This is a genomic window from Actinomyces sp. oral taxon 175 str. F0384, assembly GCF_000223355.1.
GTDB classification, from domain to species: domain Bacteria; phylum Actinomycetota; class Actinomycetes; order Actinomycetales; family Actinomycetaceae; genus Actinomyces; species Actinomyces oris.
Window position 1 is genome coordinate 1,564,595 of record NZ_AFUR01000001.1, and the last position, 23,523, is coordinate 1,588,117.

17 protein-coding genes are annotated in these 23,523 nt (G+C 68.7%); 1 reads left to right on the forward strand and 16 read right to left on the reverse strand.

What is annotated here, in order from left to right; all coding sequences use genetic code 11:
* Positions 1–6: 6 nt before the first annotated feature.
* Positions 7–2,493 (reverse strand): right-handed parallel beta-helix repeat-containing protein, encoded by a 2,487-nt coding sequence (locus tag HMPREF9058_RS06575; RefSeq protein ID WP_009747528.1) that lies wholly within the window; start codon positions 2,491–2,493, stop codon positions 7–9.
* A 186-nt stretch (positions 2,494–2,679) separates the two neighbouring features.
* Between HMPREF9058_RS06575 and HMPREF9058_RS06580 the strand changes: the two genes are divergently transcribed.
* Complete coding sequence (locus tag HMPREF9058_RS06580) at positions 2,680–2,946, forward strand: RNA-binding S4 domain-containing protein (RefSeq protein ID WP_020991635.1); 267 nt, start codon at positions 2,680–2,682, stop codon at positions 2,944–2,946.
* Between the two features lie 34 nt (positions 2,947–2,980).
* Here HMPREF9058_RS06580 and HMPREF9058_RS06585 read toward each other — a convergent pair whose 3' ends face one another.
* The 15 genes from HMPREF9058_RS06585 to murD all read right to left on the reverse strand — a co-directional run bounded on the left by HMPREF9058_RS06585 (position 2,981) and on the right by murD (position 23,426).
* Entirely contained in the window at positions 2,981–5,014 is a 2,034-nt protein-coding gene (locus HMPREF9058_RS06585; RefSeq protein WP_009406311.1) for a BCCT family transporter, read from the reverse strand.
* A 308-nt stretch (positions 5,015–5,322) separates the two neighbouring features.
* Entirely contained in the window at positions 5,323–8,916 is a 3,594-nt protein-coding gene (gene dnaE / locus HMPREF9058_RS06590; protein WP_009406201.1) for a DNA polymerase III subunit alpha, read from the reverse strand.
* A gap of 176 nt (positions 8,917–9,092) precedes the next feature.
* The gene (locus HMPREF9058_RS06595; protein ID WP_009405792.1) at positions 9,093–10,061 is read right to left on the reverse strand and encodes a ketopantoate reductase family protein; all 969 of its coding nucleotides are present in this window, start codon (positions 10,059–10,061) and stop codon (positions 9,093–9,095) included.
* A 76-nt stretch (positions 10,062–10,137) separates the two neighbouring features.
* Positions 10,138–11,058, reverse strand: a complete 921-nt coding sequence (locus HMPREF9058_RS06600) for an RluA family pseudouridine synthase (protein WP_009406043.1) — start codon at positions 11,056–11,058, stop codon at positions 10,138–10,140.
* Positions 11,055–11,864: a signal peptidase II gene (gene lspA, locus HMPREF9058_RS06605; RefSeq protein ID WP_009747362.1), complete on the reverse strand. Its 810-nt coding sequence runs from the start codon at positions 11,862–11,864 to the stop codon at positions 11,055–11,057. Before lspA ends, HMPREF9058_RS06600 begins: the two co-directional genes overlap by 4 nt.
* A 245-nt stretch (positions 11,865–12,109) precedes the next feature.
* Positions 12,110–12,718: a DivIVA domain-containing protein gene (locus tag HMPREF9058_RS06610; RefSeq protein ID WP_003786267.1), complete on the reverse strand. Its 609-nt coding sequence runs from the start codon at positions 12,716–12,718 to the stop codon at positions 12,110–12,112.
* Positions 12,719–12,883: 165 nt separating this feature from the next.
* Positions 12,884–13,180 carry a YggT family protein gene (locus tag HMPREF9058_RS06615; protein ID WP_009405529.1) on the reverse strand — a complete coding sequence of 99 codons (297 nt, stop codon included), beginning with the start codon at positions 13,178–13,180 and terminating at the stop codon, positions 12,884–12,886.
* 12 nt (positions 13,181–13,192) lie between these two features.
* Positions 13,193–13,657, reverse strand: a complete 465-nt coding sequence (locus tag HMPREF9058_RS06620; protein WP_009747222.1) for a cell division protein SepF — start codon at positions 13,655–13,657, stop codon at positions 13,193–13,195.
* A gap of 151 nt (positions 13,658–13,808) precedes the next feature.
* Positions 13,809–14,624, reverse strand: coding sequence for a polyphenol oxidase family protein (locus HMPREF9058_RS06625; RefSeq protein WP_009406052.1), 816 nt, complete (start codon positions 14,622–14,624; stop codon positions 13,809–13,811).
* Positions 14,625–14,653: 29 nt separating this feature from the next.
* Positions 14,654–16,027 carry a cell division protein FtsZ gene (ftsZ, locus tag HMPREF9058_RS06630; RefSeq protein WP_175284677.1) on the reverse strand — a complete coding sequence of 458 codons (1,374 nt, stop codon included), beginning with the start codon at positions 16,025–16,027 and terminating at the stop codon, positions 14,654–14,656.
* Between the two features lie 267 nt (positions 16,028–16,294).
* Positions 16,295–17,140, reverse strand: a complete 846-nt coding sequence (locus HMPREF9058_RS06635) for a cell division protein FtsQ/DivIB (RefSeq protein WP_043537680.1) — start codon at positions 17,138–17,140, stop codon at positions 16,295–16,297.
* A 386-nt stretch (positions 17,141–17,526) separates the two neighbouring features.
* Positions 17,527–19,101: a UDP-N-acetylmuramate--L-alanine ligase gene (gene murC, locus HMPREF9058_RS06640; RefSeq protein WP_009747299.1), complete on the reverse strand. Its 1,575-nt coding sequence runs from the start codon at positions 19,099–19,101 to the stop codon at positions 17,527–17,529.
* Positions 19,098–20,357 (reverse strand): undecaprenyldiphospho-muramoylpentapeptide beta-N-acetylglucosaminyltransferase, encoded by a 1,260-nt coding sequence (murG, locus tag HMPREF9058_RS06645; protein ID WP_009405694.1) that lies wholly within the window; start codon positions 20,355–20,357, stop codon positions 19,098–19,100. The genes murC and murG overlap by 4 nt, the downstream gene beginning before the upstream one ends.
* Positions 20,341–21,870, reverse strand: a complete 1,530-nt coding sequence (locus HMPREF9058_RS06650) for an FtsW/RodA/SpoVE family cell cycle protein (protein WP_009747494.1) — start codon at positions 21,868–21,870, stop codon at positions 20,341–20,343. The genes murG and HMPREF9058_RS06650 overlap by 17 nt, the downstream gene beginning before the upstream one ends.
* Positions 21,867–23,426: a UDP-N-acetylmuramoyl-L-alanine--D-glutamate ligase gene (murD, locus tag HMPREF9058_RS06655; protein ID WP_009405990.1), complete on the reverse strand. Its 1,560-nt coding sequence runs from the start codon at positions 23,424–23,426 to the stop codon at positions 21,867–21,869. The genes HMPREF9058_RS06650 and murD overlap by 4 nt, the downstream gene beginning before the upstream one ends.
* Positions 23,427–23,523: the final 97 nt, after the last annotated feature.

Consider the following 23,523-nt stretch of genomic DNA (forward strand, 5'->3'; position numbering starts at 1 on the left):
CAGCGATCAGCTGGCCATGCGACGGCGCACCAGGATGAATCCGCCGCCCAGGGCGATGGCGGCCACCGCGAGGACGATGCCGGTCATGCTGGCACCGGTGAGCGGAAGACGGCTATCACCGGTAGCCGCTGCAGCCGCAGCGGCCTGGCCCTGACCGCCCTGAGCGTTGCCGCCGGGCTTGGCGATTCCGGAGTTCTTCTGACCGGCCCCCGCCTTGGAGTTGGAGGGGTTGGCGCCCTGTGCGTCCTTGCCGTCGGTACCGGCGGCCCCGTCGGTGACGGTCGAGCCGTTGTTGTCGGCCTTGCCACCGTTGTTGGCCTTGTCGCCGTTGTTGTTGGCGGCCTTACCACCGTTGTTGGCGGCCTTGTCGCCGTTGTCGGCAGCCTTGCCACCGTTATTGGCGTTGCCGCCGTTGCCGCCGTTGTTGTTGGCGGCCTTGTCACCATTGTCGGCAGCCTTGCCACCGTTGTTGGCGTTGTCAGCGGGGGCGTCCCCGGCACCGGGAACGGCGCCGCCGCCCCAGGCGACGTTGACCAGCGCACCGCGGTCCACGGGGACGTTGGCGTTGACGCCGAGGGACTTGGCGATGTCCTCGGGCAGGGCGTGACCGTTACCGGAGGCGGGGCTTCCCTCCTTGAGGTGGAAGTCCGAGGTCTTGTCCATCGGGTTGGCGGACTCCTTGACGAAGAACGGGTTGTTCTCCGGGGAGCCGTGCAGGTCCAGACCGTTGGACTCCTTGCCCTCAGCCTTGACGCTCGAGCTGGCCGTGAAGTCCGAGAGCTTCTCGGCGTTGACCGACTGGTTCATGCGGTCGGCGCCCCAGTTCCACAGGACCGTGGTCGACAGGGTCTGGGGGTTCTCGTGGCGGTAGTAGACGTCGTAGTCGATGCTGGAGACCATCTCATTGGCGTACACCGCGCCGGAGCCGTCCTGGTTGGCCCCACCCAGGACCTGGACCATGGCGGAGTAGCGCCACGGGTCCCCGGGCATGGGGGTGGTCTGCTCGGAGGAGAAGATGTTGTTCATCACCTTGGTGTTGGTGGTGTCCCAGCTCAGTCCGTGCTCGGCGCTCCACTTCTGCACCTGGGTGCACACACCCTGGGCGTTGCGGGCGTTGCAGCCGTCGGAACGGGTGTCCTCCTGGATCCACAGGCTGGTGAGCGCGTGGGAGACGGTGTTGTTCCACACGCGGGTGTCGTTGGACCCGGAGACGTGGATACCGATGCCGGCCCCGGCCACGATGTTGGAGGCGATGAGGTTGTTGGAGGAGACCTCGTTGAAGATCGCCACCGGGACGTTGACGAAGTAGTTGCCAACGATCTCGGAGTCGATCACGCCCTCGTCGAACCAGACTCCCGCGGCCCGGTTCTGGTCATAGGCCGAGGGGTCGGAGATGTCCGTGCCGGTGGCCGAGTAGTCCACGGTGTTGTTGGCGAAGCGGATGTTCTTGGAGTGGGTGATCTTGGTGTCGGCCAGGGTGCAGTAGGCGCCGCAGTCCTTCGTGATGAAGCCGGAGGTGTTGTTGTTCCTCCACATGTTGTTCTCCACCTTGGCACCGCTGGAGTCGTTGATGCCGAAGGCGTTGGAGCCGTTGTTCTCGAACAGGTTGTTCGACACGACCGCGTTGGTCGAGTCGATGACCTGCAGCGCACCGGCCGTCGAGGAGTAGCGGAAGGTGGAGTTCTCAATGCGAGGAGCACCGTGAGCGGCCACGACCATTCCACCACCGGAGATGGTGCCGATCTCGGGGTCCTCGTAGTCCCAGCGCTGCACCGCGGAGTACTTCTCCACCGTCAGCCCCGACAGAGTGATGTTGTCGGTGTTGAAGGACAGGGCGCGGGAGTGCTGGACCACCTCGACCTGGTGCTGGTTGGGGTCGACACCGATGACGTAGGAGGTGCCCCGGTGCGGCTTGACGTTGTAGCCGGCCTGGTTGTTCTTCGGGTTCTTCAGGGTGACCGGGTCGGGGTCGTCCACGTAGAAGGTGGACTCGGTGACCTCGGCGCGGCTGAGCACCTGGGTCAGGGGCTTACCGTCCACGAACACCTGCTCGGGGTGGGCGGCGATCCCCTCCTTGGCGGGGTCGGCATTGATGGTGCAGACCGTGCAGAAGCGGACCATGTCCTTGCCCGTGGACCACTTCCCATCACCGCCGGCACTCCAGCTCTTGGGGACCTCGGCACCGGTGAGGACCGGCTTGGCACCCTCGGCCGCCTTGATGGTCACGCCCTTGTCGACGGCGAGCTCGCCCTCACGGTAGGTGCCGTTGGCCAGCTCGATAGTGTCTCCGCCGCCGGCCTTCTTCAGGGCGGCTCCAATGGTCTGAAGGGGCTTGGCAGCGGTTCCGTCTCCCGCGTCCGAGCCTCCCTCGGCCGAGACATGAATGATGTTGCCGTCGGCGGCGGCGGCTTGTGGTGCATGAGTCACGGCCAGAACAGGCGCCGACAGCGATAGAGCGAGTATCGCCATCTGGGCGACGATTCGACGCTTCATGGTGTCTCCGTCTCCGTAGTGTTATCAGAACGCCGTTACCCTACCGTGATAAATTTTGTTTGGCATCCGTTATATCCGCATACTTCTGAGAGACGCTTCTCTCACTCGCCTCGTCGCCGACCGCTCTGCCGGGGCGCTACCTGCTCCGACGTGCGCGTCTCGTGCCCTGTCTGCGAGGATCCACCTATGACGCACGCAACATCTCAGCGCCCATCCCGGTACCCACTCATCTCAGTGTCCGGAAGCATCCGGCTCGGCCAGTTCCTCAAGCTGGCGGGCCTGGTGGAGGACGGCGCACAGGCGCGCATCGCCATCCAGTCCGGAGACGTCACTGTCAACGGCGTCGTGGAGACGCGTCGCGGGCACCACCTGGCCGGTGGAGACGTCGTCGTCGTCGATCACCCCGCAGGTCAGGTCGGCGCCGCCGTCGAGCAGCTGGGGCCCGGGCAATGAGCCCGGACCCCAGCACCAGGAGCAGTCGGCCGACTTAGCCCTCCGGCCTCCGCTCCGATCCCGTCGGTGCGTCCTCGGCGCCGTCGACGGCGCGGATGTCGGCACTCGGGTCCTGCGCAGCCTCGTCGGTGCCGTCCTGGCAGCCCTCACCGTCTGCGTCGTCTGCGTCGTCGCCGTCAGTGGTCGATGACAGGCTGGTGTGCAGCTCGATGGTCTCGACCTCATGCGGCTCGTTGGCCGTCGTGACCGCGGTGGTGACCGAGTCGACCAGGACCTGGTTGGCCAGCGAGTGCCGCAGCAGCATGGGGTCGTTGTTGAGATCCTTGTAGAGCGAGACGCACAGCAGCAGCATCACGAAGACGAAGGGCAGCGCCGAGACGATCGTGATGTCCCGCAGACCGGTGAGGACCTCGCGCGGATCGTCCCCACCGGCGAGCAGCATGGCTGAGGCCACGCCGCCTGTGGCCACGCCCCAGAAGACGACCGTGAAGCGGCTCGGATCGGTGGCACCGTTCTCCGAGAGCCCTCCCATGACGATGGAGGCCGAGTCGGCACCGGTGACGAAGAAGATCGCCACCAGGACGACTGCCAGCACCATGAGGACGATGAGGACCACCTTGTGCACGGGCATGGCGTTGAGCAGGTCGAACAGGATCGTGTCGAAGTTCAGGTCGGGCGTGCCATCGGCCTTGAGATGGACGAGGGCGTGCGCCGCCTGGCCGGCGCGCTCGGCGCGTTCCTGGAGCCCGATGGCGCCGCCACCGAAGATGGCGAACCAGATGAGGGAGACGACCGAGGGGACGAGCATGACCCCGGTGACGAACTGCCGGATGGTACGACCCCGCGAGATGCGGGCGATGAACATTCCCACGAAGGGTGTCCAGGAGATCCACCAGGCCCAGTAGAAGATCGTCCAGGAGGACAGCCACTGGGCCATGTCCTGATTGCCCACGGCCGCCGTGCGCGAGGCCATGGCGGGCAGCTCGTCGATGAAGTTGCCGATCGCCGAGGGGATGATGTTGAGGATGAACAGGGTGGGTCCGCCGATGAAGACGATGATCGCCAGCAGCACAGCCAGCACCATGTTGATGTTCGACAGCCACTGGATGCCCTTCTCAATGCCGGAGATCGCGGAGGCCACGAAGCAGGCCGTCAGGATCGCGATGATGCCGACCATCATCGCGGGGGTGGACTTGGTGACGAGGTTGGTCGACACCATGCCCCCGCCGATCTGCAGGGCCCCCAGCCCCAGGGAGCAGGCCGACCCGAACAGGGTGGCGACGATCGCCAGGATGTTGATGATGCGCCCGCCGATCCCGTCGATGGCCTGGCGCCCGAACAGGGAGGTGAACATGGCCGAGAAGAGCTGGGAGCGTCCCAGCCGGTAGGTTCCGTAGGCCATCCCGAGCCCCACCAGGGCGTACATCGCCCACGGGTAGATGGTCCAGTGGAACATGGCCGTGCCCAGGGCGGTACTGGCGGCCTGGGCGGTCTGAGGGTCGACCGTTTCCGGCGGGGGAGATACGTAGAAGTAGAGCGGCTCACCGACCCCGTAAAAAATCAGTCCGATACCCATTCCCGTGGCGAACATCATGGAGACCCAGGAGCCGGTGGAGTACTCGGGCTCCTCTCCGTCCCCACCCAGCGGGATCTTGCCGAACCGGGAGGCCGCCACGAAGACGACGAAGACGACGAACAGGGTCGAGGACAGGACGAACAGCCAGCCGAAGTTGCTGATCGTTCCCCCCAGGGCCCACTTGGAGGCCCTCCCCAGACCGTGCGGAGAGATGAAGCCCCACACGACGAAGGCGATGGTCGCGGCCGCGGCGACGCCGAAGACCACCTTGTCCATTCCCTCACCGACGTCGTGGGGCTGGCGGGAGACCGATCTCCTCAGGCGGTCGAGCAGGTGACGCTGGCGGCGTTTCACGGTTGCCGGGGAGGTCTGGAAGGCCGGCGTCGCGGCCGCCGCGCCCTGGAGGACCTCCCCTGTCCGCCCTTCCTGCGGGCCGGCGTCCCGCTCCTCTTGCTGCGTCAACGTTGGAGGGTTGAAATCCTCGTCACTCATCAAATTACCTCATAGACAATACAGTCACTGACTGCTTGTGGACATTACGAGAGTATCAAGATGAAGACGGGGCGCCACGTGAGCACCAACCCTGGTGGAGGTGGCACGACCTGTGGGAATACCGCCTCAAAAACGGCTTCCACCTTCCCGAAGGCGGACCTGCCGCCCTAAGGAAAGCCGGCGTGTGGCGCACTGATGAGGACACGATGAGATCACGAACGGGTTTGCGAACGGTGCCCGCTCGGGCTGGCATCGGTTGCTCGACGTCCCCATCGGGGCGGGCGATCCACTCCGTGGGAGACGGCTTTCTAGTGGCGCAGGCACCCCGGTCCAAGAAGGGCCTTGATGTCGGAGTAGAAGGCGGGCGAGGCCTCCACCCGTAGCGAGGCGTCCAGCTGAGTGCGCACCTCGCGCCCCGGGCTGGTCAGCGTCAGACGGACCGTGGAGCCGCCCGGGTGCTTGGTGAGCACGTCCTTGAACTGCTCCACCAGAGGCCCGGTGCACCGGTTGGTGGGAAGGGTGATGAGGACCGCCTCGTGGGCGGCGCTGGAGATGTCCGGGATCGTCATCTCCTGGGCGTACAGGGCGACCTGCCCGTCACGCCGGTTGAGACGTCCGCGCACCGTGACCACCGTGTCCGGGGCCAGCATGGTGGAGACGGTCTGATAGGTCTGGGGGAAGAAGAGCACCTCGATGCTTCCGGCCAGGTCCTCGACCTGGGCGATGGCCCACAGGTTTCCCTGCTTGGTGGTCTTGCGGGTCAGGGAGGTGATGAGCCCGGCAATGGTGACCATGGCGCCGTCGGGCAGCTCATCGTTCTCGTGGAGCTCGGAGATCTCCTTGTCCGCGAGCTTGCCCAGCAGCCCCTCCAGGCCCATGAGGGGGTGGTCGGAGACGTAGAGGCCCAGCATGTCGCGCTCGTAGGCGAGCTTGTCCTTCTTGTCCCACTCCGGCAGGTTGGGAACGTCGGAGGAGAAGACCGGGCCGTTGCCGAAGGGTGAGTCGTCGGCGTCGTCGGACCCACCCATGAGGGAGGCGAACAGGTCGAACTGGCCGGCGGCCTCGTTGCGCTTGACGCCGATGACCTCATCGACGAAGTCCTCGTGGCAGGCCTGCAGGGAGCGCCGGGTGTGCCCCAGGGAGTCGAAGGCCCCGGCCTTGATGAGAGAGTCGATGGTGCGCTTGTTGCACACGACCGCGGGAACCTTGTCGAGGAAGTCCTCGAAGGAGGTGAACTCGCCCTTGTCCTCCCTGGCGGCCACGATCGCGTCGACGACGTTGATGCCGACGTTGCGCACAGCGGACAGCCCGAAGCGCACATCCTCACCGACCGCGGAGAACTGGGCCCGCGAGGCGTTGACGTCCGGGGGCAGGACGGTGATGCCCATGTGGCGGCACTCCCCCAGGTAGACGGCCAGCTTGTCCTTGTTGTCCTTCTGGCTGGTGAGCAGGGCGGCCATGTACTCGGTCGGATAGTGCGCCTTGAGGTAGGCCGTCCAGTAGGACACGACGCCGTAGGCGGCCGAGTGGGCCTTGTTGAAGGCGTACTTGGCGAAGGGGACGACGACGTCCCACAGGGTCTTGACGCTCTCCTTGGAGAAGCCGGACTGAACCATCCCGGCCTCGAACTCGACGAACATCTTGGCCAGGATGTCCATCTTCTTCTTACCCATGGCCTTGCGCAGCGCGTCGGCCTTGCCCATGGAGAATCCCGCCAGGTCGGTGGCGATCTTCATGACCTGCTCCTGGTAGACGATGAGACCGTGCGTGGTCCCCAGGATCGGGTCGAGGGCCTCCTTGAGCTCGGGGTGGATCGGGATGACCTCCTGCAGGCCGTTCTTGCGCAGCGCGTAGTTGGTGTGGGACTCCGCCCCCATGGGGCCGGGCCGGTAGAGGGCGCCGACGGCGGAGATGTCCTCGAAGTTGTCCGGCTTCATCAGGCGCAGCAGCGTGCGCATTCCCCCGCCGTCGAGCTGGAAGACGCCCAGGGTCTCACCGCGTGAGAGCAGCTCGTAGGTGGCGCGGTCGTCGAGCTCGACGTGGTCGATGTCCAGGGCCGGCTTGCCGTTGGCGACGATGTTCTCCAGGGCGTCGGAGATGACCGTGAGGTTGCGCAGTCCCAGGAAGTCCATCTTGAGCAGGCCCAGGTGCTCGCAGGTGGGGTAGTCGAACTGGGTGATGACGGCGCCGTCCTGGAGGCGCTGCATCATGGGGATGATGTCGGTCAGCGTGGCTGAGGACATGATGACGGCGCAGGCGTGGACGCCCCACTGACGGGTCATGCCCTCCAGCCCCTTGGCCAGCTCGACGATCTTCTGGGCGTCGGGGTCCTCGGCGTGGAGCTTGCGGAACTCCTCGGCCTCGCCGTAGCGCTCGTCGGCGGGGTTGAAGATGCCCTTAATGGAGATGTCCTTGCCCTGGACGGACGGGGGCATGGCCTTGGTGAGCCGGTCGCCGACGGCGTAGGGGTAGCCCATGACGCGGCTGGAGTCCTTCAAGGACTGCTTGGCCTTGATGACGCCGTAGGTGACCACCTGGCTGATGCGGTCGGCGCCGTACTTCTCGCGCACGTACTCAATGACCTCGTCGCGCCGACGCTCGTCGAAGTCGACATCGATATCGGGCATGGAGATGCGCTCGGGATTGAGGAAGCGCTCGAAGATGAGCCCGTGGCGCAGCGGGTTGAGCTCGGTGATGCCCATGGCGTAGGCAACCATGGAGCCGGCTCCCGATCCACGCCCCGGCCCGACCCGGATGCCGTGGGCCTTGGCCCAGTTGATGTAGTCGGCCACGACGAGGAAGTAGCCGGGGAACCCCATCTGGGTGATGACGCTGATCTCGTACTCGGCCTGCTTGCGGCAGTCCTCGGGGATGTCGCCGTTAAACCGACGGTCCATGCCGCGCCAGCACTCCTTGATGAACCAGGACTCGTCGGTCTCCCCCTCGGGGACGGGGAAGGCCGGCATATATGAGGCCCCCTCGTCCACGGTACGGAAGTGCACGTCGCACTGCTCAGCCACGAGCAGGGTGTTGTCGCATGCCTGGGGCATCTCGGAGAAGAGGCGGCGCATCTCGGCGCCGGGGCGCAGGTAGTAGGTGTCACCGTCGAACTTGAAGCGATCAGGATCGGAGAGCACGGAGCCGGAGTTGATGCACAGCATCGCGTCCTGGATGGTGCGGTCCTCGGGGCGCACGTAGTGGGAGTCGTTGGTGGCCAGCAGCGGGGCCCCGATCTCCTGGGCGATGCGCAGCAGATCCTTGGTGACGCGCTGCTCGATCTCCAGGCCGTGGTCCATGAGCTCGACGTAGAAGAACTCTTTGCCGAAGATGTCCTGCAGCTCCCCGGCGACGCGCAGGGCCTCGTCCCACTGGCCCAGGCGCAGGCGGGTCTGGACCTCCGAGGAGGGGCAGCCGGTGGAGCCGATGAGGCCGCTCGCATAGCGCGAGAGCAGCTCGCGGTCGATGCGCGGCGCCTTGCCCCACTGACCCTCCAGGGAGGCGAAGGAGTCCATGCGCATGAGGTTGTGCAGGCCCTCGTTGTTGCGTGAGAGCAGCGTCATGTGCGTGTAGGAGCCGCGGGCGGAGACGTCGTCGCTCCGCTGGGACTCATCGCCCCAGAACACACGGGTCTTGTCGAAGCGGGAGGTACCCGGAGTCATGTACGCCTCGACCCCGATGATCGGCTTGATGCCGGCGGCCGTGGCGGCCGCGTAGAACTCGTAGGCTCCGAACATGTAGCCGTGGTCGGTGATCGCCAGGGCGGGCTGGCCCAGCCGCTTGGCCTCGGCCACGTAGTCCTTGATCTTCCCGGCGCCGTCCAGCATGGAGTAGTCGGTGTGGACGTGGAGGTGGACGAAGTCGTCCTTGGGGGCTGCTTCTTCCTGACTGCTCATCTCCGCCATGGCCCCATCCTAGGCCCGCCCGGCACCATGTCTCCTGGAGGGGCCCAGCGCGCTCCAGCGCGAAGGCAGGGCCTTGCCCAGCCATGACGGGACACCGCCGAGGTAGCGGCTAAGCCGGGGGAGAAATCCTCTGCTGGGCGGCGCCCTTCCCACCGCCTCCGGGAGGGGCTTCGGGCTCAGGCGCCCGCCCGGGCGGCGGCCTCCCGCGGAGCCAGAACGCTGAGCGCAAGGTCGAGCACGGGGGTGGGAACACCCGCCTCGTCTCCGGCGCGGCACAGGGCACCGAGCTGGGCGTCGAGCTCGCTGGGCAGGCCTGAGGCGATGTCCCGCTGCATCGATGTGGTGGCTCCGGCCGGCTGAGCGTCAGCCATGCGCAGGGCCGCAGCGACCGGGTCGGGGGCATCGTCGGTGGCCAGGTCGTGGCCCAGTGCCGCGGCGACGGCGACGACCTCGCCCACGGCCCGAGTGAAGGCGTCTCTCAGGTCGCTGCGCAGGACGCCGATGGGCGCGTTCGTGGCGGCACCGAGGGAACCCTGGACGACGACGAAGGAGACCTTGCGCCACAGCTCGGCCCAGATGGAGACCGGGATCCAGGCCCGGATTCCGGCTACCTCCAGGGCCTGGACGGCGGCGGCGCAGCGAGCGGTGGCGGAGCCGTCCCACTCCCCGAGGGCCAGGGAGCCGGCGTTGCCGATGGTGCGGACCTCCCCGGGCGAGGTGATGGCGGAGTAGACCCGGGCAACTCCGGGCAGGACGTGCTCCTTTCCGACGGCGTCGGCGAGCAGTTCGGGCGCGCTGATCCCGTTCTGAGTGGAGACGACACCGGTGTCGGGGCCGGTCAGAACTCTGAGCGCCGAGGCCAGCTGCGGTAGCGCATCGACCTTCGTGGTGACCAGGACCAGGTCAGGCTCACCGCCCAGGGCGTCGTTGAGAGCCTGCGGATCCTCACTGGCCAGGGGCGTCTCGATGCGGGCGGTCACGGTACCGGGATCGCCCCGGGAGCAGTCACGCAGCGTCAGCCCGCCCGAGCGCAGGGCCGCCAGGGTGCGATCGTGAACCAGGAAGCCGACCTGCTGGCCGCTCGCGGCCAGACGGGCGCCGAGCCATCCTCCGATGCCCCCGGCGCCGATGACGACGATCCTCATGTGTCTCTCCTCTCAGTCCCGCTGCTGTCCGCACGAGCACGTACACCCGGGAGTCAGCGACCAGTCATCATCGGGATCAGGGCAGGCGCAAGACATCGAGGGCGTGGACGAGGTCGTCGGGGTAGTCAGAGGTGAAGACCATGTGCTCACCGGTGATGGGGTGGGCGATGCCGAGCTCGCGGGCGTGGAGCCACTGGCGGATCAGACCGGTGCGCGCCGTCATGGCCGGGTCGGCGCCGTAGGTGGCGTCTCCGACGCAGGGGTGGCCGACGGCGGCCATGTGGACGCGGATCTGGTGGGTGCGCCCGGTCTCAAGGTGGATCTCGGCCAGGCAGGCCCCGGGCATCGCCTCGATGACGTCGTAGTGGGTGATGGACTCCCGCCCGCCCTCGATGATGGCCATCTTCCACTCTCGGCTGGGGTGACGGCCGATGGGGGCGTCAATGGTGCCGCTGGAGGGATCGAGGTGGCCCTGAACCAGGGCGTGGTACACCTTGTCCACCGTGTGCTCCCGGAAGGCGCGTTTGAGCACCGAGTAGGCCCGCTCCCCCTTGGCCACGATCATGACGCCCGAGGTGCCCACGTCCAGGCGCGAGACGATGCCCTGGCGCTCGGCGGCGCCGGAGGTGGCCACTCGCACGTGCATGGCCTTCAGGGCGCCGAGGACGTCGGGGCCGTCCCACCCCATGGAGGGGTGCGCGGCCACGCCCGCGGGCTTGTCGACGACGACGATGTCCTCGTCCTCGTAGAGCAGCTCCATGCCCTCCACGGGAGTGGCGACCGGCTCGACGGGACGAGGGTCGGGCAGGTCGACCTCGAGGAGCTCGCCCGCGCGCAGACGAGAGGACTTGGCCAGCGTCTCGCCGCCTCGGCGCACCTCTCCGGCCTCACACAGGTCCTCGACCCGGCTGCGGGACAATCCCGTCATCCGGGCCAGCGCGGCATCAACGCGTTCGCCGTCGAAGCCGTCGGGAACGGGCAGCAGGCGCACGCTCATTGCGGCTCCACGGGAGCCGCCTGCGTCGATGCATCCAAGGGCTCCCCCGGCTTGGAGGACGCCTCGCCGCGATCCTTCCCGCGGACCCGAACTCCTCGGCGGGTTGAGGAGGGCGGTGCGCCACCGCCTTCCGCCTCCGGGTCGTCTGAGGCGCCGGCACGCGTGCCGTCGATCTCCCAGCCTCCCAGGGACAGGATGATGATGCCCGCGGCTGCGGCCACGATGGCGATGTCGGCGACATTGCCCACGAAGTAGCCGCCGTAGTCGATGAAGTCGATGACATGGCCGCGCAGGAAGCCTGGCTCGCGCAGAAGGCGGTCGATGAGGTTGCCGACCGCGCCGCCCAGGACCAGGCCGAGGGCCACCGCCCAGGAGCCAGACGCCAGGTTCCGGGAGACACGGATGATGATGGCCACGACGCAGGAGGCGATGAGCGCGAAAATCCACGTCTGCCCGGTGGCGAAGGAGAAGGCGGCGCCCGGGTTGCGCACCAGGACCAGGCCAAGCGCCCGGCCGAACAGCGCTGTGTGCCGACCGTCGGACAGGGCTGAGAGCGCCCACTGCTTGGAGGCCTGGTCCACGACGATAACAATGATCGCCACCAGCCACAGCACGATCACGGGGAGGCGTTTGGATCGTCTCGCGTCCGCTGACCCCTCCTGCGACGTCATGGCCTTATCCATGGCGCTGAAGGGATTGTCCGTGGGCAGCGGGACGGCGCTATCGGCGTGGTCGGCGTTACCGCCGTCAGCAGCACTGCCGGCGGCTTCCTGTGCTAAGGATGCGGGATCGACGTGGTCAGGCATGGGGCTTTCTCGCATTGTGCTCAGAGGAGAACGGGTGACGAATGGGCTGTGTACCCAGCGAAGGGCGGCGACCCGTGCGGGTCGCCGCCCTTCGTAGGAGGCCGTGTCACTGGTGACTGGTGGAGCGGAACCATCCTGATCGGATGGGGACCGTCGTGATGGGGCTCCGTTGGCCACTCCCGAAGGTGCTCACGGGGATGGGCCGGGAGGCGATCACGGCCTGGAGGATCACGACCCCTGCAGGATCACAGGCTGGAGATGGAGCTCTCGCCGCCGTCCTCGACGTTGGCCAGCAGGTTCTGCAGGTAGCTCTTGAGGCGAGTGCGGTAGTCGGACTCGAAGCGGCGCAGCTCGTCGATCTTGTGCTCGAGGTTGGCACGCTCCTTCTCCAGCTGGGCGAGGGTGCGGTTGCGCTGGTCCTCGGCCTCGCGCACGATCTGCTCACCGGTGGAGCGGGCCTCGGTGACGATGCGCTCGCCCTCGGCCTTGCCATTGGCGACGTGCTCGTCGTGAAGGCGCTGGGCCAGCTCGAGCATGCCGGAGGCAGCAGCCGGGCCCTGGCCGCCGGTCTCGCCGGCGGAGACGGCCGGCATGGACATGGCAGGCTCCGCCTGAACCGGAGATACGGGGGAAGCGGGTGCGGAGGGGATGGCAGCGCCCTCGCCGAGCTGGGCTACTCGGCGGTTGGCGGCCTCGAGCTTGGCCTTGAGGTCGGCGTTCTCAGCCTCCAGCTGACGCATGGCCTCGACTACCTCGTCGAGGAACTCGTCGACCTCGTCCTGCTCGTAGCCCTCACGGAACTTGGTCGCCTGGAACTTCTTGTTGAGGACGTCGTCTGCTGTCAGCAGCGTCATGGGTCGTCACCTCGGTGTCGTTACGGATAAGGTCACGAGCACCGGGCATCCGGTCACTCATGCGGACAGAGTACCTGAACTCGAGGTTCAGGCCACATCAAGCGCGCTATCTCACGCTGACGTGAGAACAGCACTCTAGCGGTTCGCTCACAACTTCACACCTGTTCAGATGAGAAACCCGAGGAACCACTGGATGATCCAGATCCCGAAGACCAGGACCAGGAAGCTCAGGTCGATACCGACCCCTCCCAGGCGTGCCATGGGAACCCTCCGACGGATCACTCGCAGAGGAGGATCCGTCAGAGCGTAGACAAGGTTGGCCAGCACCAGGACGACCCCCTGGGGACGCCACTGGCGGGCGAATACCTGAATCCAGTCGAGCACAACCCTGACCAGGAGGATGAGGAAGTACAGGCTCAGAATGCTCGACAGGATCCCGGCTACCGCAGAGACGAGGTTCACGTACGAGTCAGCTCAGCTCTGGTTGAAGAAGCGGCCGCGAGCCTCGGCGACCTCGCCGCCGTCGATCTCCACGCTGGCCGGAGTCAGCAGGAACACGCGCGGAGTGACACGCTCGATGGCACCGTGCAGCCCGAAGACCAGACCGGCGGAGAAGTCCACCATGCGACGCGCGTCGGACTCGCTCATGCCGGTGAGGTTGATGATGACGGGGACGCCGTCACGGAAGGACTCGCCGATGATCCTGGCCTCGTTGTAGGTCGAGGGGTGAACCGTGACGATGCGGCGAAGGTCGGGGGCAGCGACAACGGGATCGGGCGCAGCCGGGGCAGAGAAGTCCTCGTACCCCTCGTCAACGAAGTCCTGCTCGTGCTCCTGCACGGCGTAACCGGCATCGGCAGCCTCGTAGCTGTCCTCGTAGGTCTCTTCCTCCGGCTCCGAGTAGCCGAGGAAACTGGTCATACTGCGCAGCGCGCCCATTTATCGCTCCTTGGTTCGTCCGGTCCCCTGCGTTCCGGATGTGCTGCGACGGTATCCGTCCCCGTGACGCCGCACGGGGACCTCACCTCGGCGTGTCCCCCACCTCAGGTTTCAGGAAGGTCACGCCCAGGAGTTACTCAGCAGACGGGCATTATCGCGGAACTCCAATGCCTGCCATGCGTCCGGTCACTCCGTCACGGCGGTAGGAGAAGAAGCGAGGGTCCTCGTAGGTGCACCACTGACCAGCGCTGATGTGACCAACACCGGCGCGCTCGAGCTGGGCGAGGACCCCTGCTGCAACATCAAGGCCGGGCGTCCCCCACGATGTGCGCGAGGCGCACGCCGGTTCGCGCTGCGCGGACAGGGCAAGCATCTCCTCGGGGACCTCGTAGCAGGAGCCGCAGATCGACGGCCCCACGGCGGCCCACAGATCCGCCGGTTCCACTCCGCTGCGCCGAAGGAAGTCGATGGTGGCGGGGACGACGCCGTCGAGCATGCCTCGCCGACCGGCGTGCACGGCGGCCGTCAGAGCTCCGTCCCGGGACGCGAGCAGGACGGGGACGCAGTCGGCCACGAGAACGCAGCAGCCTGCAGGAGCCCCGCCCGTCCGAGAGTCCAGGACGAGGGAGTCCGCCGTGGGAACGTCACCGGCCTGAGCCGTGGCCACGACGGCGGAGTGAACCTGGTTCATCCAGGCCAGGTGGCGCCCCTGCTCGAGCCCGAGCAGCTCCTCGAGCCGACGACGATGACAATGAACACGTTGCGAGTCGTCCCCGACGTGGAGCGCCAGGTTCCACCCGTCATATGCGGCCCCTTCCTCGCGCTCCGCACCCCGGTCCTGAGCGCCGCCACCCGGGGCCGAGACGGGACGGGCCCGCAGGCCGCGAGTGGTGAAGAACCCACGAGCCCGCGGGCCCAGATCCACCTCGATCAGATCCGAGGCCTCAACGGCGGTGGTATCGCACATGTTGCCGCGCCCCCGGACAGCGATGCCGCTCAGCGCAGGAAGTCGGGCAAGTCGATGCCGTCATCGTCGGCGTCGACCCCGATCACCTGAGGAACCTCAAGATCGGAGACCGAGTGCTGCTGCGCCGGCACCGAGCCGTAGGAGCCGTAGGACTCATCCACATAGGCCGGCATGCTCCCCGAGGAGAGGGCGTCGGCCGCACTGACCTCCGACAGGTGCGCCGCGGCCGCCGGGGAGGAGGAGGGCGGCGGAGCCAGCGGGACCGGACGAGTCACCGGGTTCTGGGCGGCATGGGCGCCACCACGAGGAGCCGGGGCCGGAGGCAGGTCGTCGACCGGGGAGGAGGGCACCGGCGGCACCGCGGCGGCGCGCGAGAGCCGAGTCATCGGATCGGCCAGGCCACCAACGACCGGCTCGGAGTCGAAGCCGGCGGCGATGACCGTCACCCGCACCTCGTCTCCCAGGGCGCCGTCGACCACGTTTCCGACGATGATGTTGGCCTCGGGATGGACGGCTTCGCGCACCAGGTTGGCGGCCTCGTTCATCTCGAACAGACCCAGGTCGGAACCGCCCTGGAAGAAGAGCAGCACGCCGTGGGCGCCGTCGATCGAGGTCTCCAGCAGCGGCGAGGCGATGGCCTCCTCGGTGGCCGTGATCGCGCGCCCCTCACCGGTGGCCGAGCCGATACCCATGAGCGCGCTGCCGGCGCCCTGCATGACGGACTTGACGTCGTTGAAGTCGACGTTGATGAGACCGGGGGTCGTGATGAGCTCGGTAATGCCCTGGACACCCTGAAGAAGAACCTGGTCGGCCTGCTTGAAGGCGTCAACGACGGAGATGTTCTTGTCGGCGATCTGCAGGAGGCGGTCATTGGGGATGACGATGAGGGTGTCGACTTCCTCGCGCAGCGCCTGGACGCCGTCCTCGGCCTGGGCCGAGCGGCGGCGTCCCTCGAAGGAGAAGGGACGGGTGACCACACCGATGGTCAGCGCGCCGATGCTCTTGGCCAGACGGGCGACGACGGGGGCTGCACCGGTGCCGGTACCGCCTCCCTCGCCCGCGGTGACGAAGACCATGTCCGAGCCGTCGAGAGCCTCGCGGATCTCGGACTCGTGGTCCTCGGCGGCCTTGCGGCCGATCGCCGGGTCGGCCCCCGCTCCCAGCCCTCGAGTCAGGTCCCGCCCGACGTCGAGCTTGACGTCAGCGTCGGACATGAGCAGCGCCTGGGCGTCGGTGTTCACGGCGATGAACTCCACGCCACGCAGATCGGCCTCGATCATGCGGTTGACGGCGTTGACGCCGCCGCCGCCAACACCGACGACCTTGATCTCTGCCTGGTAGTGCTGTGAGTCGTCCACAGCCATGCTCTCGACCACTGGCGTCCCCTCCGCGAGTTTCGTCATGAGCCCTCCGACGAGGACTCCCCTCAAACCTCAACCTCAAGTTAAGGTCAATACTTATGTCATTCTCTGAACGACGGGCTTAACGCTATGAGACATCCAGGACGTCGCATCGCATTGAAGCCCGGCGTGTTCGTGTGCAGTTGCCTGCGGATTCCCTGCTATATCACTGCAATTTACCTGCGATGAACCTGAAGGTTTACGGGTGCGTGCTGCTGCGTGCCCCGCTGTTCCTGGAGATGCCGCGCAGCGTCGGAGCGCAAGAGCCGATCAGGACGTCGGCGATGGTGCCACGGGGGTCGCGCCGGCGCTGTCAGCGGATCGTGTGGTGGGGCGATGCGGCGAGGAGACGTCGTAGATGGAGGCGGTGGTGGTCATGAGAGTCGCCAGGACGCGCGCCTTGAGCGCGTTGTCCTGGTTGTTGCCCCAGACCACGCTGGCCCCGCTGGACAAGGTCAGTGTGACCTGCCCCGCCTCAGTGGCGCTGCCGCTGCTCACCTGGGCCAGGGTCTCCGGCGTGAGGGAACCCACCACCTGGGTGACGGCGGCGACCTGCTTGGCGGAGATCCTCTGTGGCCCCGATGCCTGCGCGGCAGGATCGGGCACGATATTCACCAGGCCCGACGGCGGCTCGGAGACCCGCTCGAGGACCACGGCCTCGTTGTCGAGGACCTGGTAACCGTCCGAGTCCTGCACGGTGGCCACCGGGACGCGCATCGTCAGGTGCACCCGCAGCCCGTGGGGCCAGGCCCTGGTCACCTGCGCCCGGCGCACCCGGACCAGCTTGTCGCTCACCTGGGTGGAGAGCCGGCCGGTGTCGAGCCGCAGCAACGAGTCGCCCTCGTACGAGGCCAGAATGTCTCGGACCTGCTTGTCGGAGACGCTGCCGTCCGAACCCGCCACGGAGATCCTGCGGACCTGTAGGCCCAGGAGAGGTGAGAAGGCCAGGGCCCAGACCGCCACGACGATGGCGACCACCACGACGGCGGCCCTCACCGCCCGTCGCAGCCGCAACCGGTGCAGGGCGGCTTGACGCTCCTTGAGCCGATCGGCGAGCCCGGTGGAGACGACCCGGTCATCTCCTCCGGAAAGAGCCACCTGCCGGCGGCCGAACACGGTCAGCTCGGTGCTTGCGGCTGCGTCGGGACTGGGAGACGCCTGGCGGGGACTGGTTCGGCTGGCGCCTTCGCCCCTGCGACGCGACGAGGGAGAGGCGCTGGACGCGCCCCTCGACATCGCTGAACGTCGAGGCCGCGAAGGTGGCAGGGCGCCCCCCGCGCCCCTGGATGTCCTGGAAGCGGAGGCAGTCCGGGGCCGCTTGGCGGGGGCCGCCGGCCCGGCCTGCTCGGTTCCGTGATGCGCCGTCGGGGCGCTCGGCGCGGACGGTCCCTGCGCTGAACGGGTGGGACGCGGACGTCGGGGGCCGGAGCGGCGCGGCGGGATGCTGGCCGGGGCGTCCTGAGCGCGGTTGGAGCGCTCCGGACGGGGGGCCGAGGGCTTCCTCATGCCCGCTCGTCCCGGTCCGCGGGCGAGGGGGCTGCACCGCCCTCGCGTGCCGCCAGGTCGCCCAGTACCGTGCCGGCGAGCTCGGTGACGTCTCCGGCACCGACTGTCAGCAGCAGGTCGCCAGGGCGAGCCATGTCGGCCACCGCATGGGCGGCATCGAGGCGCTCGGCGACGAACCTGGCGGTGCCACCGGGGACGCGCTGGACGACCGTGTCCCCGGTGATGTCGGGGAAGTCCGCCTGAGTCTCCCTGGCGGGGTAGACGTCGGTGACGACAACGGCGTCGGCCAGGGCCAGCGCCTGTCCGAAGCGGTCGGCGAAGGCCCGGGTGCGGGAGAACAGGTGCGGCTGGAACAGAACCAGGACCCGTCCACCGCGCTCCTGGGCCACGCCCCGCGCCGTGCGCAGCAGGGCCTCGATCTCCGTGGGGTGGTGGGCGTAGTCGTCGATGACGCGCACACCGTCGGCCTCGCCCCGGTCCTCGAAGCGCCGGCCCGTCCCCCCGAAGGCACCCAGTGCCCGGGCCATCCGGGCCGGCTCGACGCCGAGCTCGATGCCCGCGGCCCAGGCTCCGGCGGCGTCGAGGGCCACGTGGTCCCCGGGTACGGCCAGCACCAGCTCGACCGGACCGTGATGCGGCTCCTCGCCCGCGCCGCCGGCGGGCTCGCGGCCGGCGGCCGTGGTGAGGGTCAGCAGTCCCCGAGTGGATGCGGCCCCACGTTCCTGGATGTCCAGGTGGACGTGACCCTCCCCCACGAGCACTCCGCCGGGGAGGGTGTCGGGGCCTGCGAAGGAGTAGGTGACGACGCGCAGGCCCTCAGCGGCAGCGGACTGCGCCAGGCGCAGCGCGCCGGCGTCGGCGGCACAGGCGACCAGCAGGCCCCCGGGCACCAGCCGGTGAGCGAAGTCGACGAATGCCGTCTCGAAGGCCTCCGCGGTGCCGTAGCTGTCGAGGTGGTCGGGCTCGACGTTGGTGACGATCTCCACGCGCGGGGTGTAGTTGAGGAAGGAGCGGTCGGACTCATCGGCCTCGGCGACCAGGGCGGGGCCGCTGCCCAGGTGTGCCCCGGTGCCCAGGGCCCGCACAACCCCGCCGATGGCGAAGGAGGGGTCGGCTCCGGCCTCCGTGAGGGCCTCGGCGAGCATGCCCGAGGTCGTGGTCTTGCCGTGCGCACCCGCCACGGCGACGAAGTCCAGGCCCCGAGCGGCCAGCGCCAGCGCCTGGGACCGGTGGATGACGTCCTGGCCCCGCCGGCGGGCCTCGGCGAGCTCGGGGTTGGTCTCCTTGATCGCGGTGGAGACCACAACAGTGCTCCGCTCGGGAACATTCGCGGCGGCATGCCCCAGGTGGGTCGTGATGCCCAGATCGGCCAGGTGGTCGAAGGCGGGCCCCCCATGGGCGTCGGAGCCGGAGACCTGGGCGCCGCGGGCCGCGAGCAGCTGAGCGACCACGCTCATCCCCGCTCCCCCGATGCCGATGAGGTGGAAGGCCCGGTCTGCCAGAGTGCAGTGGTCACCGTCGGTCGATCGGTGCGAAGTGCGGGAGGCGTCCTGGGATGTGGTGGCGGTCATGCCGCATTCTCCTCGTCAGTGGGAGTGTCGTGGATGGAGGCGCACTGCCGGATAAGGGCGGCCAGGCGGGCCGCCGCATCCTGGACGCCGGTGGAGGCCGCGGCCCGGGCCATGGCGGCCTGCCGCTCAGGGTCGGAGATGAGCATGGCGAAGTCAAGGATGTCCGAGGGCTTGAGCTCGGCGTCGAGCACCATGCGCCCGCCTCCGGAGGCCAGGACGTCAGCGGCGTTGAGACGCTGCTCGCCGTTGCCGATCGGCAAGGGGACATAGAGCGCTGGAAGCCCCAGGGCCGTGATCTCTGCGACGGTACCGGCACCGGAGCGGCACAGGACCCCGTCGGCGCAGGCATAGGCCTGTTCCATCGTGGTCAGGTAGTCGAGCACGTGGTACCGCTCAGCGAGGTCCTGCGCAGCACCCGAGGCCACTACCGCCTCGAGGGCGGCGCGCACCGGGGCGTCCTTGTCCTTACCGGTCAGGTGCAGCACCTGCAGGCCGGTTGGCAGGGAGTACAGAGACTCGCTCAGGACCTCGTTGAGGTGCTGGGCCCCCAGGGATCCGCCCGTCACCAGCAGCGTGGGCAGGTCGGGGTCGAGTCCCAGCGCCTGAGCGCCCTCGGCGCGGGCCTGCCGGGTCCCCTCGTCCGTGGCACGCTGCGCGACCAGGGTGGCGATGGCCGGGCGCAGCGGCAGTCCTGTGACCTCGGTGCAGCCCTTGGAGGCCTTGAGACGGGTCGAGGCGAAGGTCAGGGCGACGGCCCGGGCCCAGGAGGCGCCCAGCCGGTTGGCCAGCCCCGGGCGGGCGTTCTGCTCATGGATGACGACGGGAACCCCGGCCTTCCTGGCGGCCAGGTAGGCAGGGGTCGACACGTAGCCGCCGAAGCCGACGACGACGTCGGCCTTGACCTTCTCAATGGCCTCAGTAGCCGCGCTGATCGCCTTGCCCAGCCGGTGCGGCAGACGCAGCAGGTCACCACTGGGGCGCCGCGGCAGAGGGACTCTGGGGACCAGGGCCAGCTCCAGGCCGGCCTCGGGCACGAGCCGCTTCTCCAGTCCCTCGGCGGTCCCCAGGACGAGGACCTGCGTGCCGGGGTCACCGCCCAGGGCCGGGTCCCGCAGGGCCGCAGCCGTGGCCAGCAACGGGTTGACGTGGCCGGCGGTGCCCCCACCGGCCAGCAGCACCCGCAACGGCCGGGGCCGCTCCGAGCCGCTGGGACGCTCCTGCTGGGGCGAGCCTGCGCTCTCACTTGTCTCGGGCACGGTTCCTCCTAGGGACAATGACTGCCAGGGAACGACGCAGCGCCCCGGGACTCGTGGACAGGGCCTCCTGCGCACCGGGTTCGTGGCGCGCGAAGGCCAGAAGCACCCCGATGGCCAGGAGGACCGACACCAGTGCGGTGCCTCCACGGCTGACGAGGGGAAGCGGGACGCCCAGCACCGGCAGCGCACCGGTGACGACCCCCATGTTGATGATCGCCTGCCCCACGATCCACGCACCGATGGCCGAGGTCGTGGCCACGACGTACAGGGAGGTGTGGCGTCTCATGAGCCGCAGGCAGCAGGCGCCGATGACGGCGAACAGGGCGATGACGACGAGGGTGCCCACCAGCCCGAACTCCTCGCCGAGCACGGCGAAGATGTAGTCGGAGTCCGCCTGGGTGAGGTAGCCCCACTTCTGGCGCGACGATCCCGGCCCCACGCCGAGCCAGCCCCCGGTCCCCAGCGCCCACATCCCGTGCTTGGGCTGGTAGCCCACCCCCATGGGGTCTGCGCCCTCGGGATGGATCCAGGCGGTGATCCGGGCGCGGCGGTTGGCACTGAGCATGGAGGCGGCCGCGAACATGACGATGCCGCCGGCCCCCAGGAGGGCGAACCAGCGCTTGCGCATTCCGCCCACCCACAGGGCCCCGGCGACGATGATGACCAGGATGATGACGGTTCCCAGATCCTGTCCGCCCAGGACGCTCGCGATCGCGACTCCGACACCGCCCCAGCCCGCCACCCACGCCCGGTCCCGGGGGCGCTTGTTCGCGTACCAGGTCACCAGGGTGCCCAGGACCAGGGCGAGGGCCACCTTGATGAACTCCGAGGGCTGGGCGGTGCCGACCCCCGGGACCTGGATCCAGTTGCGGTTACCGTAGACGTTCACGCCCACGGGTGTGAACACCAGGCACTGCAGGGCGATCGTCAGCACCAGAAGCCCCCAGGCCATCCTGGGGAACCAGGACAGCGGGATGCGGGAGACCCCCACCATGCCCAGCGTCCCCACCGCGGCGAAGATGAGGTACTTGGCGAAGTCGGTGAAGGCGTTGCCACCGTTGGCGGCCACGGTCACCGACTGCACGGAGAAGACCATGATCAGCCCGAAGGTCTCCAGCACCAGGGTGGACACGAGCAGGCAGTAGTAGGTCAGAGTCACCTGTTCGGCGCTCTGGGTGGAGTCGGACCCGCCGGAGGGACGCCGACGACGCTCCTTAGGGGTGCCCTCGGGCTGAGTGCCCCCGCCGTCCCAAGGTCGTGAGAGCCGCTCGCCCCAGCGCGTCACGCGCTTGCGCCAGGCGTCACCCAGGCGACTGCCCGCTGCCGTGGGCCGGGAGCCGGAGGGTTTCCTGGCCTGCTTGGACGCCGTGGCAGCACCCTTCCCGGGGGCGGTCCGCTCCGGCTTGCGGCCGGCACCGGCACCCCGCGACGAACCTGCGGAGGCGCGCGAGGAGCCTGACGAGGAGGAGGTCGACGAGCGGGCGTTGGTGGCCGAGGTGGACCCGGTCTTCACAGCTGCTCCTGGTCGCCGGAGACATCCGCGTCCCGGGTGCCATCGCCTCGGGTATAGGCCTGGGCGCAGGCGGCGAACAGGTCGCCGCGCTGGGCGTAGGACGTGAACTGGTCCCAGGAGGCGCAGGCCGGGGCCAGCATGACGGTGTCGCCGCCGCGAGCCATGGCGCCGGCGGCTTCCACCGCGGCGGCGCTCACCTGCTCGGCGCTGCCGTCGCTGACGCGGGTGACGGGTAGGCCGGGGGCCTCCCGCTCCAGGGCCGCCAGGATGTCGTTCTGGTCCTTGCCAATGACAACGGCACCGCGCAGGTGGGGGCGCACCGTGCGGACCAGGTCGAAGAACTGGGCGCCCTTGGTGTCGCCACCGCAGATCCACACTCCGGTCCCCTGCGGCAGGGAGGTCAGTGCGGCCTCGGCGGAGTGCGGGTTGGTGGCCTTCGAGTCGTCGACCCAGGTGACGCCCTCCGCCTCGGCGACGGTGACGATCCGGTGGGCTCCGGGGCTGTAGGCGCGCAGTCCGGCGGCGACCGCCTCCGGGTCGGCTCCCGCCGCGCGGGCCAGCGCAGCGGCCGCCAGGGAGTCGGCCAGCAGGTGCGCGGGCAGGTTCTGGGCACGCCGCCCGGGGGCCAGGTGCGCCAGGTCGGCGGTGGTGGCCAGCTCGATGCCGCTTGAGCGCCGCTCGGCGTGAAAGGCGCGGTCGACCAGCAGGTCCTCAACCATGCCGACCTGTCCCAACCCCGGCGCGGCCAGGGTGAAGCCGACGGCTCGGCAGCCCTCGACGACGTCGGCCTGGCGGACCATGTCCTCGGTGGCGGCGTCGGCGAGGTTGTAGACGGCGGCGAGCCGGGTGCGGGAGTAGACGCGGGCCTTGTCCTGGGCATAGGCCTCCAGGCCCCCGTGCCAGTCGAGGTGGTCAGCGGCCAGGTTGAGGCAGGCCGAGGCCAGAGGCGCCAGGGTTCTGGTGGTGTGCAGCTGGAAGCTGGACAGCTCTACGGCCAGGGCGTCGGCGCTGCCGGCCAGCACCGCCTCAATGACGGGGGTGCCGATGTTGCCCACGGCCGGAGCCGTGAGCCCCTGGGCCTCAAGGATCGCCGAGAGCATGCTGACCGTGGTGGTCTTGCCGTCCGTTCCAGTCAGAGTCAGCCATGGGACGTGCGGACGCGCTGAGTCCTGCTGAATCCTCCAGGCCAGCTCGACCTCGCTCCAGGTCTCGATACCCGCCGCCGCAGCACCTCGCAGGACCGGCCCGGTGGCCGGGACCCCGGGTGAGACGACGAGGAGCCTGGCCGGGGACTGCGCCAGGGCGGCCGCGGTCGCCTCGGCGTCGGCGACCGTGGTGGAGGCCACGGGGGTCTGCAGCATCTCGACGGACGACTCGCGGCTGTCGAAGACGTGGATGCGGGCACCCAGCGTGGCCAGGGCGTCGACGACGGCGCGCCCGGTGCGCCCCAGGCCGACGACGGCCACGTGGGCGCCGTCGAGCTGGTCGCTCAGGGACCCTCCGGGGCCGGTGACGGCGCTGGGCGGTTCACCGGGGACTTCAGTCAGGCTGGTCACGGTGCGGGCTCACGCTCCTGGTTCCTCACTGCTCCTCACCGGGCTGCCGGCGGGAGAAGACTGCTTCAATGGTTCGTCGGGTCGCAGTGGCCCGAGC